This window comes from Kitasatospora sp. RG8 (genome assembly GCF_017813315.1).
Taxonomy (GTDB): domain Bacteria; phylum Actinomycetota; class Actinomycetes; order Streptomycetales; family Streptomycetaceae; genus Kitasatospora.
This window is the reverse complement of record NZ_JAGIYX010000026.1, coordinates 119,638-137,934: the sequence shown is the minus strand read 5'-3', so window position 1 is coordinate 137,934 and position 18,297 is coordinate 119,638. Positions and strand designations below refer to the sequence as shown.

General features: G+C 70.4%; 15 protein-coding genes. 8 read left to right on the top strand and 7 right to left on the bottom strand.

What is annotated here, in order from left to right; all coding sequences use genetic code 11:
* Positions 1–60 precede the first annotated feature (60 nt).
* The 3 genes from J5Y04_RS30860 to J5Y04_RS30850 all read right to left on the bottom strand — a co-directional run bounded on the left by J5Y04_RS30860 (position 61) and on the right by J5Y04_RS30850 (position 3,431).
* On the bottom strand, positions 61–1,398 hold the full coding sequence (locus J5Y04_RS30860) for an MFS transporter (protein WP_307853385.1): 1,338 nt from the start codon (positions 1,396–1,398) through the stop codon (positions 61–63).
* A gap of 122 nt (positions 1,399–1,520) precedes the next feature.
* Positions 1,521–2,603, bottom strand: a complete 1,083-nt coding sequence (locus tag J5Y04_RS30855) for an inositol-3-phosphate synthase (protein WP_209415680.1) — start codon at positions 2,601–2,603, stop codon at positions 1,521–1,523.
* A gap of 126 nt (positions 2,604–2,729) precedes the next feature.
* A complete protein-coding gene (locus J5Y04_RS30850) occupies positions 2,730–3,431 on the bottom strand; it encodes a PadR family transcriptional regulator (RefSeq protein ID WP_148643841.1) in 702 nt (233 codons plus the stop codon).
* 353 nt (positions 3,432–3,784) lie between these two features.
* On the opposite strand from J5Y04_RS30850, the gene J5Y04_RS30845 reads away from it, so the two are divergent.
* On the top strand, positions 3,785–6,439 hold the full coding sequence (locus tag J5Y04_RS30845; RefSeq protein WP_209415679.1) for a transglycosylase domain-containing protein: 2,655 nt from the start codon (positions 3,785–3,787) through the stop codon (positions 6,437–6,439).
* 161 nt (positions 6,440–6,600) lie between these two features.
* Positions 6,601–8,211 carry a glycosyltransferase family 87 protein gene (locus J5Y04_RS30840; RefSeq protein ID WP_209415678.1) on the top strand — a complete coding sequence of 537 codons (1,611 nt, stop codon included), beginning with the start codon at positions 6,601–6,603 and terminating at the stop codon, positions 8,209–8,211.
* A gap of 6 nt (positions 8,212–8,217) precedes the next feature.
* Here J5Y04_RS30840 and J5Y04_RS30835 read toward each other — a convergent pair whose 3' ends face one another.
* From J5Y04_RS30835 to J5Y04_RS30825, 3 genes are all read right to left on the bottom strand, one after another.
* Positions 8,218–9,252: an alanine racemase gene (locus tag J5Y04_RS30835; RefSeq protein ID WP_209415677.1), complete on the bottom strand. Its 1,035-nt coding sequence runs from the start codon at positions 9,250–9,252 to the stop codon at positions 8,218–8,220.
* A 46-nt stretch (positions 9,253–9,298) separates the two neighbouring features.
* Entirely contained in the window at positions 9,299–10,417 is a 1,119-nt protein-coding gene (locus tag J5Y04_RS30830) for a peptidoglycan bridge formation glycyltransferase FemA/FemB family protein (RefSeq protein WP_209415676.1), read from the bottom strand.
* Positions 10,418–10,635: 218 nt separating this feature from the next.
* Positions 10,636–10,932 (bottom strand): hypothetical protein, encoded by a 297-nt coding sequence (locus J5Y04_RS30825; RefSeq protein ID WP_209415675.1) that lies wholly within the window; start codon positions 10,930–10,932, stop codon positions 10,636–10,638.
* A gap of 299 nt (positions 10,933–11,231) precedes the next feature.
* Between J5Y04_RS30825 and rpsF the strand changes: the two genes are divergently transcribed.
* The 4 genes from rpsF (at position 11,232) to rplI (ending at position 12,998) form a co-directional block, all read left to right on the top strand.
* A complete protein-coding gene (gene rpsF, locus J5Y04_RS30820; protein ID WP_148643846.1) occupies positions 11,232–11,522 on the top strand; it encodes a 30S ribosomal protein S6 in 291 nt (96 codons plus the stop codon).
* A gap of 96 nt (positions 11,523–11,618) precedes the next feature.
* The gene (locus tag J5Y04_RS30815; RefSeq protein ID WP_148643847.1) at positions 11,619–12,218 is read left to right on the top strand and encodes a single-stranded DNA-binding protein; all 600 of its coding nucleotides are present in this window, start codon (positions 11,619–11,621) and stop codon (positions 12,216–12,218) included.
* Positions 12,219–12,297: 79 nt separating this feature from the next.
* Positions 12,298–12,534: a 30S ribosomal protein S18 gene (gene rpsR / locus J5Y04_RS30810; RefSeq protein WP_030304537.1), complete on the top strand. Its 237-nt coding sequence runs from the start codon at positions 12,298–12,300 to the stop codon at positions 12,532–12,534.
* 17 nt (positions 12,535–12,551) lie between these two features.
* Complete coding sequence (gene rplI / locus J5Y04_RS30805; RefSeq protein WP_209415674.1) at positions 12,552–12,998, top strand: 50S ribosomal protein L9; 447 nt, start codon at positions 12,552–12,554, stop codon at positions 12,996–12,998.
* Positions 12,999–13,084: 86 nt separating this feature from the next.
* Here rplI and J5Y04_RS30800 read toward each other — a convergent pair whose 3' ends face one another.
* Positions 13,085–14,413, bottom strand: coding sequence for an MATE family efflux transporter (locus J5Y04_RS30800; RefSeq protein WP_209415673.1), 1,329 nt, complete (start codon positions 14,411–14,413; stop codon positions 13,085–13,087).
* Positions 14,414–14,980: 567 nt separating this feature from the next.
* Between J5Y04_RS30800 and dnaB the strand changes: the two genes are divergently transcribed.
* Positions 14,981–16,480, top strand: a complete 1,500-nt coding sequence (dnaB, locus tag J5Y04_RS30795; protein ID WP_209415697.1) for a replicative DNA helicase — start codon at positions 14,981–14,983, stop codon at positions 16,478–16,480.
* Positions 16,481–16,598: 118 nt separating this feature from the next.
* The gene (locus J5Y04_RS30790; protein WP_209415672.1) at positions 16,599–18,281 is read left to right on the top strand and encodes a hypothetical protein; all 1,683 of its coding nucleotides are present in this window, start codon (positions 16,599–16,601) and stop codon (positions 18,279–18,281) included.
* Positions 18,282–18,297 lie beyond the last annotated feature (16 nt).

Here is an 18,297-nt window from a genome sequence, read left to right as displayed (position 1 = left end):
AGATCTGACGTACCTTAGCGACTCGCGCGGACGTCGCCGGTTTCGAGGGGTCGCAGCCTCTCAGACCGCCTGGTCACCGGGGAGCGGGCCGGTGCGCCGCGCCGCCCGCAGGTAGAGGGCGGCGGCGAGCGCGTACACCAGGGCCACGCCGCCGACCACCACCACCGATCGGCCGGAGAGCGGCAGCACCAGGGCCGTCACCAGGGCGGCCGCCACGAAGGCGACGTTGAACAGCACGTCGTAGATGGCGAAGACGCGTCCGCGGTAGTCGTCCTCGACCGACTCCTGGACCACGGTGTCGGCGCAGATCTTGGTGCCCTGGGTGACCACGCCGAGCAGCAGTGCCGCGATCAGGCACGGCACCAGCGAGAAGCCCAGGCCGAGTGCGGGCACGAAGACGACCGGCGCGGCCAGGCAGAGCGTCATCCAGCCGGCCAGCCCGAGCCGCCGGGTGCACCAGGGGCTGATCACCGCCGCCACGAAGAAGCCGGTCGCGGAGAGGCCGACCGCCTGGCCCAGGGTGGCCAGCCCGCCCGCGCTGTCGGCGGGGTCGTTGAAGGTGTAGCGGGCGAGCATCACCACCATGACGATCAGCACGCCGTAGCAGAACCGGGCGGCGGTGACGGCGGCCAGCGCGTGGACGGCGGGCCGGCAGTCCCGCACCAGGTGGGTGACGGCCGCGCCCAGGTCGCGGGCGGCCCGGGCCAGTGCCTGGCGGAGCGCGGGGCGGTCCGGGTGGTGCTCGGGGCCGAGGAGGTCCCGGTGCATCCGGCGGGCCGCCAGCGCCGCCGAGAGGTAGAGGACGGCGGCGACCGTGACCAGCGCCGCGTCGGCCCTCGGCCCGGGGGGCATCACCTGGTGCAGGACGAAGCCCAGGCCGCCGCCGACGGCCGCGGCGACCGTCCCCAGGGTGGGGGAGAGCGCGTTGGCGGTGACCAGCTGCCGCTGGCGCACCACCCGGGGCAGGGCTGCGGAGAGGCCGGCCAGGATGAACCGGTTGAGCGCGGTGACCAGCAGCGCGGAGGCGAAGAAGAGCCAGGTCGGTGCCTCGGCCAGGAGCAGCGCCCCGGTGACCAGGCCGAGCCCGAACCGGGCCAGGTTGCCGTAGAACAGCACCTGGCGGCGGCGCCAGCGGTCCAGCAGCACCCCGGCGAACGGGCCGATCACCGAGAACGGCAGCAGCATCACGGCCAGCACCGAGGCGATGTCGGCGGGGGAGGACTGCTTCTCGGGGGAGAAGACCACGTAGGCGGCGAGCGAGACCTGGAAGACGCCGTCGGAGAGCTGGGAGAGCACCCGCGCGGTCAGCAGCCGGCGGAAGTCACGCCCGCGGAGCAGGTCGAGGAGCGTGGCGCGCTGCGCGGTCTGGTGGGTATTGCCGTTCTCCGTGATCGCCACCCGCCCAGACTGCCATGGAACCGGCCTGTGTTTCACGTGAAACATTCGGCGGGAAAAGGTGAACGGGCCCACGGTTGAGGACCGTGGGCCCGTTCAGGGCGTACGAGCGATCAGCCCGTGGCTCAGCGCTCGACCTCGCCGCGGATGAACTTCTCGACGTTCTCCTTGGCCTCGTCGTCGAAGTACTGGACCGGCGGGGACTTCATGAAGTACGAGGACGCCGACAGGATCGGGCCACCGATGCCGCGGTCCTTGGCGATCTTCGCGGCGCGCACGGCGTCGATGATGACACCGGCGGAGTTCGGGGAGTCCCAGACCTCGAGCTTGTACTCCAGGTTCAGCGGGACGTCGCCGAAGGCACGACCCTCGAGGCGGACGTACGCCCACTTGCGGTCGTCCAGCCACGCCACGTAGTCCGACGGGCCGATGTGGACGTTGTTGGCGCCCAGCTCGCGGTCGCGGATCTGCGAGGTGACGGCCTGCGTCTTGGAGATCTTCTTGGACTCCAGGCGCTCGCGCTCGAGCATGTTCTTGAAGTCCATGTTGCCGCCGACGTTCAGCTGCATGGTGCGCTCGAGGATGACACCGCGGTCCTCGAACAGCTTGGCCATCACGCGGTGCGTGATGGTGGCGCCGACCTGGGACTTGATGTCGTCACCGACGATCGGCACGCCGGCCTCGGTGAACTTGTCCGCCCACTCCTTGGTGCCCGCGATGAACACCGGCAGGGCGTTCACGAAGCCGACCTTGGCGTCGATGGCGCACTGGGCGTAGAACTTGGCCGCGGCCTCGGAGCCCACGGGCAGGTAGCAGACCAGGACGTCGACCTTCTGGTCCTTGAGGACCTGGACGACGTCGACCGGGGCCTCGTCGGACTCCTCGATGGTCTCCAGGTAGTACTTGCCCAGGCCGTCGAGGGTGTGGCCGCGCTGGACGGTGACGCCGGTCGGCGGCACGTCGCAGATCTTGATGGTGTTGTTCTCGCTGTTGCCGATGGCGTCGGCCAGGTCGAAGCCGACCTTCTTGGCGTCGACGTCGAAGGCGGCGACGAACTCCACGTCACGGACGTGGTAGTCACCGAACTGGACGTGCATCAGCCCGGGGACCTTGCCGGCCGGGTCGGCGTCCTTGTAGTACTCGACACCCTGCACCAGCGACGAGGCGCAGTTGCCCACGCCCACGATGGCTACGCGAACCGAACCCATTCCGGTTGCTCCCTGTGATCTCATGAGGGCCGCCGGGGCTCGGCGGCACTCGTCCTGCTTCTTCGATGACTGCTTGACGGGCGCGAGGCGCCCACTCCTGCCGCGCGGCACAGGGCTTGCGCGGTGTCAGCGCTCCTGGGCGGAGCGCCCCGGGCGGTCGTACGGTGGCCCGGGCGGATCCGGGGATCCGGCCTCCTGGCCACGGCCGTCCGAAGTCTTGTCGGGTCCTGCGGTGTCCGGGCCGCCGGTGGACGGCCCGGTGCGGCCGGTGCGGTTGGCCCGCTCGGTCTCGATCAGCTCGTTGAGCCACCGGACCTCGCGCTCGACCGACTCCAGGCCGTGCCGCTGCAGTTCGACGGTGTAGTCGTCGAACCGCTCGCGCGCCCTGGCGAGCGAGTTGCGCATCCGCTCCAGTCGCTCCTCCAGCCGGCTGCGGCGCCCCTCCAGGACGCGCATCCGCACGGCCCGGTCGGTCTGGCCGAAGAACGCGAAGTGGACGCCGAAGTGCTCGTCCTCCCACGCGTCGGGGCCGGAGTCGGCGAGCAGTTCCTCGAACCGCTGCTTGCCCTCGGGCGAGAGCCGGTAGACGATCTTGGACCGCTTGCCGTTCAGCGCGGTGGCCGGGACGTACTCGACGTCCGGGTTGTCCTCGACCAGGAAACCCTGGGCCACCAGGCTCTTCAGACACGGGTAGAGCGTTCCGTAGGAGAACGCGCGGAACGAGCCGAGCAGGACGTTGAGCCGCTTCCGCAGCTCGTACCCGTGCATCGGTGCGTCGTGGAGCAGTCCGAGAACGGCGAACTCCAGCACTCCTGAGCGCCTGCCCAATGCCGTCGTCCTCCTTCCCCTCGACCGGTCCGTGACCCGCCGTCTCCGGCGGTATGCCGCTCCGATGTATCGGCTCGATATATCGAGAACAGTAAACCGGGGTCCCCGGCTGGGCAAGGGGGGCACGCGTGAATGTGATCACAAGGCGACGCGCGGGTGTGGTTGGCAACGGGCGTGTAATGATCTGCCGCCGTTTTGCGGTCATTGGCACTTGATGCCCGATTAGTTGCGATTCTCGGCTGCGTACGCTGTCGCGTGTGCACGAGGACCACCTCCGGGGTTAGGGCGGTTACGGGCATTCGGACGTGAACCCTGCCTTCAGGCTCGACGGCCTGGCGAGGAGTAGCTGGAACATGAGCGAACGACGGCGCAGGTCGCCCAACGACGGGCAGCCCCCGGGCGACAGTGGCCGGCCGGGCGGAGCCGGGGGCGACGAGCTCAGCTCGGGCGGACTCGGCCGCAGGCGCCCCCCGGGCGTCCGCGAGACCGCCCAGCAGCCCCGGATGGGCCGCGCCGAGATGCGCAAGGCGGGCCAGAAGGGCGGCAAGCGCGGCGGCGCCGAGGGTGCCCGTGCGGGCGGCGGCGAGGGCGGCAGGCCCGGCAAGAAGCGGTTCATCGACTACCCGCGCTTCGGCAAGGAGGGCGTCCGCCGCTGGCTGCCGTCCTGGCGGCAGTGGCTGACCGCGTTCCTGGTCGTCTTCGCGGCGTGCGTCGGCACGGTCTACTTCGTCTACCAGAGCACCACGATCCCGCCGCTGAAGGATCTGGTGAAGGACCAGAACAACATCTACTACTGGGCCGACGGCACGGAGATGACCCGCAAGGGCGAGACCAACCGGCAGATCGTCGAACTCTCGGACATCAGCCCCAACCTGCAGAACGCGGTCATCGCGGCGGAGAACGAGACCTTCCGCACCGACAGCGGCATCGACCCCAAGGGCATGGCGCGGGCGCTCTACAACATGGCCAAGGGCGGCGAGACGCAGGGCGCCTCGACCATCACCCAGCAGTACGTGAAGAACGCCTACCTCAGCCAGGAGCAGACGCTCGACCGCAAGGTGAAGGAGTTCTTCATCACCCTGAAGCTCAATCAGGAGTACGAGAAGCCTGAGATCCTGAAGGGGTATCTCAACACCAGCTGGTTCGGTCGCGGAACGGGCGCGCAGGCCGCCGCCCAGGCGTACTACGGCGTCAACGCCAAGGACCTGGACCTCTGCCAGAGCGCGATGCTGGCCGGCCTGCTCAAGGGCGCCAACCTGTACGACCCGAGCATCAAGGGCAACCACGAGCGCGCCGAAGAGCGGTGGAAGTGGATCCTCAACCGGATGGTGGAGACCAAGAACGCCACCGCCGAGGAGCGTGCCAAGTGCACGACCTTCCCCGAGCCGATCAAGAAGGTCCCGCCGTCCAACATGAACGGCCAGATCAGCTACCTGGTCGACATCGCCAACCGGTACGTCACGTCGAAGGACTCGACGATCAACCAGCAGGCGCTCGACAAGGGCGGCTACAAGATCTACACCACCTTCGAGAAGGACAAGGTCGACGCCCTCAAGAAGGCCGTGGACGACGTCAAGGGCGAGACGCTCAACGTGCAGAAGCGCCCGGACAACGACAACTTCGTCCAGTTCGCCGCGGCCAGCATCCGCCCCGGTGACGGCGCGCTCGTCGCGATCTACGGCGGCGACGGCGTCGAGAACCAGCACTTCGACAACAACGCCGACGCCCAGGGCGTCCAGGTCGGCTCGACCTTCAAGCCCTTCGTGCTCGCCGCGGCGATGCAGACCGGCGTGCAGACCGCGACCGAGAACGGCAAGCCCAAGCGGATCAACGCCGACAGCCGCTACCTGGCCGACGACCTCTCCGAGATCCACAAGCCCGACGGCTCGCTGGTGATGGGCGACGACGGCAAGCCGTACCGGCAGAAGAACGAGGACAAGCGCAAGCCCGGCTACGTCTCGCTGCGCCAGGCCATGCAGTGGTCGTACAACGTGCCGTTCGTCCAGCTCAACCAGGACGTCGGCGGCCAGCAGGTGGCCGACATCGCCGAGGCGATGGGCGTGCGCAAGGAGAGCTTCGTCGACACGAAGACCGCGACCTTCCCGCTCGGCACCTCCGGCATCAGCCCGATCCGGATGGCCGACGCCTACGCCACCCTCGCGGCCAGCGGCAAGCAGACCGACCCCTACTCGGTGACCAAGGTCGAGTGGCAGGGCGCCGCCCGCCCTGGCTTCACCAAGCCGGCGGCGAAGCAGGCGCTGGAGGCGGTCGTCGCGGACAACGTCACCGACGTGCTGGTGAACGTGGCGAAGAACGGTACCGGTAAGAACAGCAACGCGCTGGGCCGCCCGGTGGCCGGCAAGACCGGTACCACCGACCAGAACAAGTCGGCCTGGTGGGTCGGCTACACCCCGCAACTGGCCACCAGCGTCGCGATGTGGCGCGAGGACCCGGCCAAGCACGAGCGGCTCTCGCTGAACGGCACCGGCGGCAAGGACTCGGTCCACGGTGGTGACACCCCGACCGACATCTTCACCCGGTACATGAAGGCGGCGCTGGCCAACGAGAAGAAGATGGACTTCCCGACCCCGCAGCCGGTCGGCAGCCAGGTCGACTCCTCCGGCGCCCCGAGCACGGCGAGCCCCACCAGCTCGCCCTCGGCCACCGAGACCATGGCGACCACCCCCCCGGACGCCGGCGCGCCCCAGCCCCCGGCGCCGACCACCCAGGCCCCGTCCTGCGTCCCCGGCGTGGACTGCCCGGGCACGGTGCCCACCCCGTCCGCGACCAAGACCAACCCGGGCGGTGGCGGCGGCAACGGCGGCGGCAACGGTGGTGGCGGCGGTGGTGGCGGCGGCTCCTCGCCGACCTGCCTCATCCCCGGGCTGTGCGGCTCGACCCAGCCGTCGCCGTCCTCGTCCTCGGCCAGCCCCTCCAGCAGCAAGCCGGGCAAGCCGACCACGTCGTCCTCGGCGACCCCGGGCGGCGGCGGGCAGGCGGCACCCTGACGCACCGGGAGGCGCTCGGACGCGCCGACTCGTGGTGAACGGCGGTGGCGGTCCTCTTCGGAGGGCCGCCACCGCCGTTTCGTCACGATTGGCCGGATCGGCCGGAAGCCGCTCAGGGGGCCTCCTCGTCCAGCCGGGGGAGGTGCGGCAGGATGTCCGGCATGACGTCGAGCGCTCCTGACGAATCCGTCGGCCAGATCGGGCCCATCGAGGCCGCCGGGGCGGCTCCGGCAGCGCCCGGCAAGGCCTCCGCCGCCCCCGAGGTGGCCCCGCCACCGGCCAACACCGTGGTCGTCCCGGCGGACGAGGACCCGGTCGCCGCGGCCGGCAGTGAGGTGATCGGCGGCCCGCCCGGCCGGCGCGCGCTGCTCGGTGTCTCCTGGTGGATCCCGGCGCGCTTCCTGGCGCTGGTGGTGATCGTGGTCTCGGTGCTGGGCATGGCGCAGAAGCTGCCCTGCTACGACGGCGCCTGGTTCCAGCCGGGGTCGCCGCAGTACATCCACGCCTGCTACAGCGACATCCCGCACCTGTTCGGCGGGCGCGGCTTCGCGGCCGGGCTGCACCCGTACGTGGACCGGATCCCGGGCACCTCCGGCGATCTGCAGTTCCTCGAGTACCCGGTGCTGACCGGTCTGTTCATGCAGGTCGCGGCCTGGCTGACGCCCGGCGGCGGCACCCAGCAGAGCCAGGAGCAGTGGTTCTGGGCGATCAACGCCGGCCTGCTGATGGCCTGCGCCGTGGTCGCGGTGGTCGCGGTCTCCCGGACCCACCGGCGCCGCCCGTGGGACGCCCTGCTGTTCGCGCTCGCTCCCGGCCTGCTGCTGAACTCCACCGTCAACTGGGACCTCCTGGCGGTCGCGCTGGCCGCCGTCGCGCTGGCCTGGTGGGCCGGATCGCGGCCGCTCTGGGCCGGCGTCTTCATCGGCCTGGCCACCGCCGCCAAGCTCTATCCACTGCTGCTGCTCGGCCCTCTGGTGATGCTCTGCTGGCGGGCCGGCAAGTGGCGCGAGTGCCGGGCGCTGCTGGGCGGTGCGGTCGGTGCCTGGCTGCTGGTGAACCTGCCGATCATGCTGGCCAACTGGCAGGGCTGGTCGACCTTCTACGTCTTCAGCAAGCACCGCAAGGAGGACTACGGCTCCTTCTGGCTGATCCTGATGCAGACCCGGGGCGTGGGGCTGGCCAACCTCGACCTCGTCATCGGGGTGCTGATGGTGCTCGGCTGCCTGGGGATAGGGTGGCTCGCCCTCTCGGCGCCCCGCCGCCCGCGCGTCACGCAGCTGGCCTTCCTGGTGGTGGCCGCGTTCGTCCTGGTCAACAAGGTGTACTCGCCGCAGTACGTGCTCTGGCTGATCCCGCTCGCGGTGCTGGCCCGGCCGCGCTGGCGGGACTTCCTGATCTGGCAGGCCTGCGAGGTGCTCTACACCCTGGGCATCTGGTCCCACCTGGGCTTCGTCACCGGGCCCAAGCAGCACGGGATCGGCGACTCCTGGTACCACTTCGCCATCGTGCTGCACCTGCTCGGCACGCTCTACCTGGTCGTCATGGTGATCCGCGACGTGCTGCTGCCGGACCGCGACCCGGTGCGCTGGGACGGCAGCGACGACCCGTCCGGCGGGGTGCTCGACCAGGCCCCGGACGTCTTCGTGCTCGGCAACGCCCGGCAGCTGCGCGAGGAGGCCAGCTACGCCGGGTACGCGCCGGCCGGTCCGGAGCAGTGGCAGTGGCTCGACGAGCCGCACGCCCCGGAACCGGCCGACAGCAGCAGGCCGTAGCGGCGGCTAGCGGTCCACCACGCGGTCGAAGTGCGTGGTGGTGTGCCGGACCTGGAGGGTCAGCTCGTCGCCGACCGCCGGCGGCTTGGTCTCGCCGTCCAGGAGGAGCAGCGAGACCTGCATGTGCGGCGGCTCGGCGAACCAGAGCTGCTTGCCGGCCCAGTTGAACGGCGACTTGGTCTTGTTGACCGTCGCCAGGCCGGCCCGGGCGATCCCCTTGGCCCGCGAGGACATGCCCTGCACGTACTTGGGCGCCTCCAGGCCGATGCCGTGCGCGGTGCCGCCGGCGACCACCAGCAGGTGGCCGTCGGACGGCGCCGGGTGCTGGCGGTAGCCGTAGCGGTCGCCCTTGGCGACCGGGGTGACGTCCAGGACCGTCGCCCGGACCTCCAGGGCGCCGTGGTCGCCGAGCCAGAGCCGGGTGCCGATCCGGGCGCGGAAGACGGTGTCCGGGTAGCGCCGGCCCAGCTCCTCCATGCCCGCCGCGCCGAGGTGGCTGACGAACACGGTGTGCACCGGCACCCCGGCCGCCCGGGCGGTGTCCACCCAGTGGGCGACCTCGTCCACCGGGGAGGAGCCGTCCGGCCGGTCCATCGGCAGGTGCAGCGCCAGACCCTCGAAGGAGACGCCCTCCAGTTCGGCGGCCGCCACCGGGAGGTCGGCCGCGCTCACGCCGTGCCGGCGCATGGTGGTCATGCACTCCAGCACCACCCGGGAGCCGCGCAGCGCGCGCAGCCCGTCCAGGTTCGCCACCGTCCGGATCACCCGGGCGTGCGGCAGCGGCAGGACCTCCTCGCCGACCCGGTACGGGGTGAGGACCAGCAGCTCGCCGCCGTACCAGTCGGCCGCGTCGGCCGCCTCGTACGCGGTGCCGACGGCCAGCACACCGGTGCCGAGGAGGGTCGCCTCCTCGGCCAGCCGGTGGTTGCCCAGGCCGTAGCCGTTGCCCTTCGCCACCGGCACCAGGCCGGGGAACTCGGCCAGGACGGAGCGCTGGTGGGTGCGCCAGCGTTCGGTGTCGAGATAGAGCGACAGCGTCATCGGGTCATCTCCCAGAGGGTGTTGGGCACGGCGGGGCGCGGGCTGCTCAGCGGCGCGACATGTAGAGGTCGAGTGCCTTGTGCAGCAGCTTGTTGAGCGGGAAGTCCCACTCGCCGAGGTACTCGGCGGCCTGGCCGCCGGTGCCGACCTTGAACTGGATCAGGCCGAACAGGTGGTCGTCCTCGTCCAGGGTGTCGCTGATGCCGCGCAGGTCGTACACGCCGCCGCCGAGCGCGTACGAGTCGCGCATCATCCGCCACTGGATGGCGTTGGAGGGCTTGACCTCGCGCTTGTGGTTGGCCGAGGCGCCGTAGGAGTACCAGACGTGCTCGCCGACCACCAGCATCGTGGTCGCGGCCAGCGGCTCGCCCTCGTGGTAGGCGATGTAGAGCCGCATGCGGTTCGGGTCCTCGGCGGTGAGCGCCTTCCACATCCGCTGGAAGTACGCCAGCGGGCGCGGGGTGAACCTGTCCCGCTCGGCGGTCACCAGGTAGAGCTGGTGGAAGATCGGCAGCTCGTCGTAGCCGCCCTGGACCACCTCGACGCCGCTCTTCTCGGCCTTCTTGATGTTGCGCCGCCAGAGCTGGTTGAAGCCCTTCTGGATGTCGTCCAGCGAGCGGTTGGCCAGCGGCACCTGGAAGACGTAGCGCGGCTGGACGTCGCCGAAGCCGGCGCCGCCGTCGTCGCCCTGCAGCCAGCCGGCCTTGCGGAGGCGGTCGGCCACCTCGAAGGCGCGCGGCTCGTACCAGTCGGCCTCGACGTCGCGCAGGCGCTTGGCCTGCTTGGCGGCGATGGCCTCCTTGATGGTCGGCGCGTTCCAGCGGCGGATCACCACCGGCGGGCCCATCTTCACCGAGAACGCGCCCTGCGACTTCAGGTGCGCCAGCATCGGGGTGAGCCAGCGGTCCAGGTCGCGGTCGAACCAGTCGATGACCGGACCCTCGGGCAGGTACGCCAGGTAGCGCTTGAGCTTCGGCAGCTGCCGGTAGAGCACCAGGCCGGCACCGACGATCTGGTTGGAGTCGTCGATCCAGCCGATCGACTCCGAGCGCCATTCGGCCTTCACATCGCCCCAGGACGGCACCTGCATGTGGCTGGCCGAGGCGCGGCTCCTGATGAAGGCGAGGTGCTCCTCGCGGGTGATCGTCCTCAGGCGCAGGCTCATGCTCGGTGCTCCTCGTCGGTCGGGCTCGGTGGGGGCCCCAGGTTCTCGGGGGTGACTTTATCCTCCGGGGCCCGTTCGGCTGCGGGCGCGGCAGCGCCCCCGCCGGGTACCTGTCTCCATCAGGTAGGTACGCGACGGGGGCGCCGAGGGTTCCTCGTGGAGCGGACGGGGCCGTTTCTGTCGGGCGGGACGGGCCGGCGGACCGGCCGCCGGGAGGGTCAGCCCAGGAAGCCGCCGCGGGCGATACCCAGGTAGAGGCCCCACGCGGAGGCGACGACCGTGATCATGAGGACGAAGCGCTCGGCCGTGGTGACGGAGACGAACTGTCCCCAGAGGCCGGTGACGATGCCGAAGAGCCCGGTCCACGAGCTCACTGCGTGGAGGCCGTGGAAGAACGAGGTCGTGAAGGCCACCACGCCCAGGACGGCGGTGATGCCGACCAGGGTGTTCTCCCGGGGGTGCCGGTGGCCGTCGGTGTTCAGGGTGAGCGGGAGCCCGTGGATGGTCAGAGCCATGAGTCCTACCTCCTGGCAAGGAGACGAACGGGCAGGAAACCCGTTCCGTCCAGATTGCGGCGGTTGGGTGGGGATCACAACCCCTATGCGTTTTGTTCGTCCGTCCGAGTGCAGGTAGGCTGTGCCGTCTGCACTGGTGTAGTTGTGCCCCCTTGCGCCCTCTTCCGGGTCGGCGGGGCCCGATTGTCGGACCCGGCCGTTACGGTGGCCGGTGTCGTCACTACTCCGGTGCCGACGCTGCACAACCCTCCTGCCACGGAGAGACCGTGGCCGCTGAGTCCAAAGGAGGTGGGTTACTCATGCGTCACTACGAGCTGATGGTCATCCTCGACCCCTCGGTTGAGGAGCGCGCTGTCGCCCCCCTGATCGAGAACTTCCTCACCGTCGTCCGCAACGGCGGCGGCAAGGTGGAGAAGGTCGACACCTGGGGCCGTCGCCGTCTGGCTTACGAGATCAACAAGCAGTCCGAGGGCATCTACTCGGTCATCGACCTGAAGGCCACGCCTGAGGTCGTCAAGGAGCTCGACCGCCAGCTGGGCCTGAGCGAGTCGGTTCTGCGGACCAAGGTCCTGCGCCCGGACACCCACTGAGCCACCTCTGAGGCCCTCGGGCCTCGGGTAGCTCGCGTCCGCTGTTTCACGTGAAACAGCGGTGAACGGAACTCTTCCGGAGAGGTCATCACCACCATGGCAGGCGAGACCGTCATCACCCTCGTCGGCAATCTCGTCGACGACCCCGAGCTGCGCTTCACCCCGTCGGGTGCGGCGGTCGCGAAGTTCCGCATCGCGTCCACCCCCCGCACCTTCGACCGCCAGACGAACGAGTGGAAGGACGGCGAGAGCCTCTTCCTCACGTGCAACGTCTGGCGGCAGCCGGCGGAGAACGTGGCCGAGTCGCTGCAGCGCGGCATGCGCGTCATCGTGCAGGGCCGACTGCGCCAGCGGTCTTACGAGACCAAGGAAGGCGAGAAGCGGACGGTCTTCGAGGTCGAGGTCGACGAGGTGGGCCCGAGCCTGCGCTCGGCGACCGCGAAGGTCACCCGGGCCAACCGGTCCGGCGCTCCCGGTGGCGGCGGCTTCGGCGGCGGCCAGCAGGGCGGCGGCCAGGGCGGTAACTGGGGCGGCGGTGGCGGCCAGCAGGGCGGCGGCTGGGGTGGAAACTCCGGCGGCCAGTCCGGCCCGTCCGACGACCCGTGGGCGTCCAGCGCTCCCTCTGGTGGCAACCAGGGTGGCGGCAGCTGGGGCGCCCCGTCCGGTGGCGGCTTCTCGGAAGAGCCCCCGTTCTAAGAGCTGACAGATTTCGTGCGGCCCGGCGGCCGGCGTCGTGAGACGCCTGCCGGGCCGTGAACCCCAAATGGAGCACACAATGGCGAAGCCGCCTGCTCGCAAGCCGAAGAAGAAGGTTTGCGTCTTCTGCAAGGACAAGGTCAACTACGTTGACTACAAGGACACGAACCTGCTGCGGAAGTTCATCTCCGACCGCGGCAAGATCCGTGCCCGCCGGGTCACCGGCAACTGCACCCAGCACCAGCGTGACGTCGCCACGGCCGTGAAGAACAGCCGTGAGATGGCGCTGCTGCCCTACACCAGCACCGCGCGCTAAGAGAGGGTGACCAAGTAATGAAGATCATCCTCACGCACGAGGTGCCGGGTCTCGGCTCCGCCGGCGAGGTCGTCGAGGTCAAGGACGGCTACGCCCGCAACTTCCTGGTTCCGCGTGGCTTCGCCATCCGCTGGACCAAGGGTGGCCAGAAGGACGTCGACGCCATCCGTCGCGCCCGCAAGATCCACGAGATCCAGACCCTTGAGGCCGCCACCGAGGTCAAGGGCAAGCTGGAGGGCGTCCAGGTCAAGCTGGCCGTTCGTTCCGGCGAGGCCGGCCGTCTGTTCGGCTCGGTCACCCAGGCCGACGTCGTCGAGGCCATCAAGGCCGCCGGCGGCCCGGCCGTGGACAAGCGCGCCGTCGCGATCGCCTCGCCGATCAAGACCGTGGGCACCCACAAGGTCTCGGTCAAGCTGCACGCCGACGTCCAGGCCAACCTCGACGTCGCCGTCGTCGCTGCCTGAGTTCCGTAGCAGTGGCCTGAGGGCCGGTCTCCCCCGTCGGGGAGGCCGGCCCTCGGTCGTTCCCGCCGTCCGCGGCGCGTGGCGGTTCAGGCCCGCACGGCGCCGGTCACCAGCCACTCGCCGCCGCGGGCCCGCCAGGCCAGGAAGCCGCCGCGGACCAGCATGAAGAGGTTCATCGCCCACCAGAGCCCGGCCAGCCCGGTGCCGCTGGCCGGCACCGCGAAGGCCACCGGGGCGAAGACGGCCAGCGTGGCGAGCATCGCCCAGGCCAGGTAGGTGCCGTCCCCGGCGCCCATCAGCACGCCGTCCAGCACGAAGACCAGGCCGGCGACCGGCTGGCAGAGCGCGAGCAGCACCAGGACGGTGTTCAGCTGTGCCTGGACCGCCGGGTCGGGGGTGAACAGCGGGACGTAGAGCGGCCGGGCGGCCACGACCAGCAGGCCGAGCACCAGACCGGAGCCGACGCCCCACTCGATCATCCGCCGGGTGGCCGCCTTCGCCCCCGGGACGTCCTCGGCGCCCAGGTAACGGCCGATGATGGCCTGGCCGGCGATCGCGATGGCGTCCAGCGCGAAGGCGATGAAGAGGAACACCGTCATGGCGATCTGGTGGGCCGCGATCTCGTCGTCGCCGAGGCCCGCCGCCACGGCGGTGGCGATCATCAGGATGGCGCGCAGGCTCAGCGTGCGGACCATCAGCGGGCCGCCGGCCCGGGCACAGGCCCGGATGCCGGCCGCGTCCGGCCGCAGCGAGGCGCGCTCCCGGCGGGCCCCGCGCACCACCACGAACAGGTAGGCGCCGGCCATCCCGGTCTGCGCCAGCACCGTGCCCCAGGCCGAACCGGCCACGCCGAGCCCGGCGCCGTAGACCAGGCCGGCGTTCAGGCCGAGGTTGGCGGTGAAGCCCGCCACGGCGACCAGCAGCGGGGTCCGGGTGTCCTGGAGCCCGCGCAGCACACCGGTGGCGGCCATCACCATCAGCATCGCCGGGATGCCGAGGGCGCTGATCCGCAGGTATGTCACGGCGTACGGCGCGGCGGTGGCCGAGGCGCCCAGGACGTCGGCCACCCACGGCGCCAGCAGCAGGGTCAGGGCGACCACGCCGGCCGAGAGCGCCAGGGCGAGCCAGATGCCGTCGATCCCCTGCTGGACGGCGGCGCGGCGGTCCCCGGCGCCGATCCGGCGGGCGACCGCCGCCGTGGTGGCGTAGGCGAGGAAGACGAAGACCCCGGTGGCGGTGGTGAGTGCGGCCGAGGCGACGCCGACACCGGCCAGCTGCGCGGTGCCGAGGTGGCCCACGATGGCCGAGTCGGCCATCAGGAACAGCGGCTCGGCGACCAGGGCGCCGAAGGCCGGGACGGCGAGGGCGAGGATCTCCCGGTCGTGCCGGCGGCGGTCGGTGGTGGAGGCGGTCATGCGGTCAAGGCTACTCATCCACAGGTAATGAGTACCAGCCGGTTTGAGGTGTTACTCGAAATCCTGAGCGACGGCTGCGGTGCGGTGTGTGTCCACGGCCACCCGGGTGTGTGTGAAGAATTTCTCATGCACAGCCCCTGGAAGGGGTAGTCGCAGGTCAGCTGGTTGACGGTGGATCGATGGTCTGGTTATCCACAGGTCTTTCCACAGGGGTGTCCACAGGTTTGCGGCACTTCTCCACAGCCTCGGGGCGCTCGTCCACACCCCCTGTGGATAACCGCCTTGGCCGAAGGGCTCCCGGCGCCTTAGCGTGGGCTTTCCGGCCGACACTCCCGCCCCGCCCCGGCGTCCGACTCGTCGGTGCGGTGGTTGTAGAAATGCGGTGGCGCACCATGGGGAGCGCGGCTTCGCTCCACCCAGCCACCGGCAAGGCCCGCTCCAACTCGCACCACTGCTGATCGGGGAACACGCGTGACCGGCCCCCAGTACGACGACCACGACGCCCCGCCGCCGGAGGAGGACTGGCCCACGGCCGAGGACCCCTTCCCCGCCGGAGCCTTCGCCGACGTGCCGTTCCCGGACGGCCCCGGCGACCGGCTGCCGGTCTCGCGCGGGCGCGGCAACGGCGGCGGCCAGGGGGGCGGCCAGGGCGGTTTCCAGAAGGGTGGCAAGGGCTCCGGGGGCTTCCAGCGCGACGGCAAGCGGCGTCAGGGCGACGACGAGCGTCCCGAGGGCGTCGACGGCTTCGAGCGGGTCCCCCCGCAGGACCTCGCCGCCGAGCAGTCGGTCCTCGGCGGCATGCTGCTCTCCAAGGACGCCATCGCCGACGTCGTCGAGGTGCTCAAGCCGGCCGACTACTACCGGCCCGCCCACGAGCTGATCCACGGCGCGATCCTCGACCTCTACGCCCGCGGCGAGCCGGCCGACCCGATCACCGTGGCCGGCGAGCTGACCAAGCGCGGCGAACTCACCAGGGTCGGCGGCCCGGGGTACCTGCACACCCTGGTCAACTCCGTCCCGACCGCGGCCAACGCCGAGTACTACGCCGAGATCGTCCACGAGCGCGCGGTGCTGCGCCGGCTGGTCGAGGCCGGCACCCGGATCGCCGGCATGGGCTACGCCGCCGAGGGCGACGTCGACGAGATCGTCAACGCGGCCCAGGCCGAGATCTACGCCGTCACCGAGCAGCGCACCAACGAGGACTACGCGCCGCTCGCCGACATCATGGAGGGCGCCCTCGACGAGATCGAGGCGATCGGCTCCCGCAACGGCCAGATGTCCGGCGTCCCGACCGGCTTCGCCGACTTCGACCAGCTGACCAACGGCCTGCACCCCGGCCAGATGATTGTCATCGCCGCCCGTCCGGCCATGGGAAAGTCCACCCTGGCGCTGGACTTCGCCCGGGCCTGCTCGATCCACAACAAGCTGCCGAGCGTGATCTTCTCGCTCGAAATGGGGCGCAACGAGATCGCCATGCGTCTGCTCTCCGCCGAGGCCCGGGTCGCCCTGCACCACATGCGGTCCGGGAACATGACGGACGACGACTGGACGCGGGTCGCCCGCCGGATGCCGGACGTCAGCGAGGCGCCGCTCTTCATCGACGACTCGCCGAACCTGTCGATGATGGAGATCCGCGCCAAGTGCCGCCGGCTCAAGCAGCGCAACGACATCAAGCTGATCGTCATCGACTACCTCCAGCTGATGCAGTCCGGCGGCTCCCGCCGGGCCGAGAACCGTCAGCAGGAGGTCTCCGACATGTCGCGAAACCTGAAGCTGCTGGCCAAGGAGCTGGAGGTCCCGGTGATCGCGCTCTCCCAGCTGAACCGTGGTCCCGAGCAGCGCACCGACAAGCGGCCGATGGTCTCCGACCTGCGTGAGTCCGGCTCGATCGAGCAGGACGCCGACATGGTCATCCTGCTCCACCGCGAGGACGCGTACGAGAAGGAGTCCCCGCGCGCGGGCGAGGCCGACCTGATCGTCGCCAAGCACCGAAACGGTCCGACGGCCACCATCACCGTGGCTTTCCAGGGCCACTATTCCCGCTTTGTCGACATGACGAGGGACTGACCGTTTCCTGCCCCAGTCCCGTTGTGGGGCAAGGAAATTGTCTTTGTTTCGTACCCGGGCCTTCTGTACTCTGTGCGAGCGTTATTTGATGATCATTCAATAACCCTTGGGGGGTACGGTGCCTCGCCACCGTCTTATCGTCATCGCGGCCGCCGTTGCGGCCGGTGTCGCCGTCGTTCCGGGTCCGGCCCAGGCCGCCGGTTCGCCCGCTCCCTCCGCCGGTTCCCATGGTGCTAGCGCCACGCCGGCGAACAAGATCTCCAGCTCGGCGTTCAAGACCGTCAGCAGCCCCGTCGAGTCCTCGGTCGCGAAGCCGCGCGCGGCCGCGCCGTCCGCCCAGAACGGGCCCGCCGCGCAGGAGACCGCGGGCGCCCCGGCCGCCATCCCCAACCTGGGGACCAGCGTGCTGGTGCAGGGCACCACCGCCTACGGCGTCAGCCTGAAGGCCGACATCGTCAGCGACCCCGTCGCCGTCAACGTCGTGATCTCGTGGGGCGACGGCACCACGACCCAGGCGTCCACCAACGGCACCAGCACGGTCGAGCGCACGCACACCTACGCGAAGCTCGGCGTGTACGACGTCAAGGTGGAGCTCTCCACCGCCACCGCCACCGCGTCCAACGGCGTGACCATCGCGACCCCGGGTTCGGCCTACACCCCGGCCGGTCCGGCGCGTCTGCTGGACACCCGTGACGGCACCGGCGTGGGTTCCGCCGCCAAGGTGCTGCCCGACCACGCCGTCCAGGTGAAGATCGCCGGCAACGCCGGGGTCCCGGCCGGGGTCACCGCCGTGGCGCTCAACATCACGGTCACCGACCCGGTCGGCGGCGCGGGCCACATCATCGCGTACCCGGACGGCACCGAGCGGCCGACCACGTCGAACGTCAACTACACCGAGGGCCAGACCGTCCCGAACCTGGCCATCGTCCCGGTCGGCGCCGACGGCTACGTCACCCTGTTCAACCGTGGTGCGGCCTCGGTGAACCTGATCGCCGACATCGCCGGCTACTTCAGCCACGCCCCGGCCGCCGGCTACACCGGCGTCTCCCCCACCCGCGTGGTCGACACCCGGGAGGGCCTCGGCACCGCCCGCGGCCAGGTCGCCGGCTGGACGTCGTTCCCGGTCCAGGTGCGCGGCGCCGCCGGCGTTCCGTCCGGGGCCAAGGCCGTGGCGCTCAACGTCACCGTGACCGACCCGAAGACCGACGGTCACCTGACCGTCTACCCGGGCGGCCAGGCTGCCCCGACCGCGTCCAACGTGAACTTCCGGGCCGGTCAGACCGTCGCCAACTCGGTGATCGTGCCGATCGGCGCCGACGGCCGGATCCAGGTGCTCAACGGCGCCGGGGGCGGGTCCGACGTGATCGTGGACGTCGTCGGCTACTACAGCGACGACAGCAAGAGCGCCTTCCTTCCGGTCCAGCCGCTGCGTCTGCTGGACACCCGCGAGGCCTCCTGGGGCATGGGCCCGCTGAACGGCCAGAACTACATCTACATGCCGCTGTCGGACGGGCTCCCGCAGTTCACCGGCTTCGTGCTCAACAGCACGGTGACCAACACCAAGGACGCCGGCCACCTGGCGGTCTTCCCGGACCCGAACAGCATCGACCGGTACAACAACGGCACGGCGACCCTGCCGGTCAAGCCGAACATCTCCACGCTCAACTGGAAGGCCGGGGACACCGTCCCGAACCTCGTCCAGGCGAACCCCGGGGTCAACGGCATCGTCGACTTCTGGAACGCCAGCGGCGGCGACATCGACCTCGTCGTCGACATGTTCGGCGTCTACCAGAACAACTGATCCGCGGGGGATGACC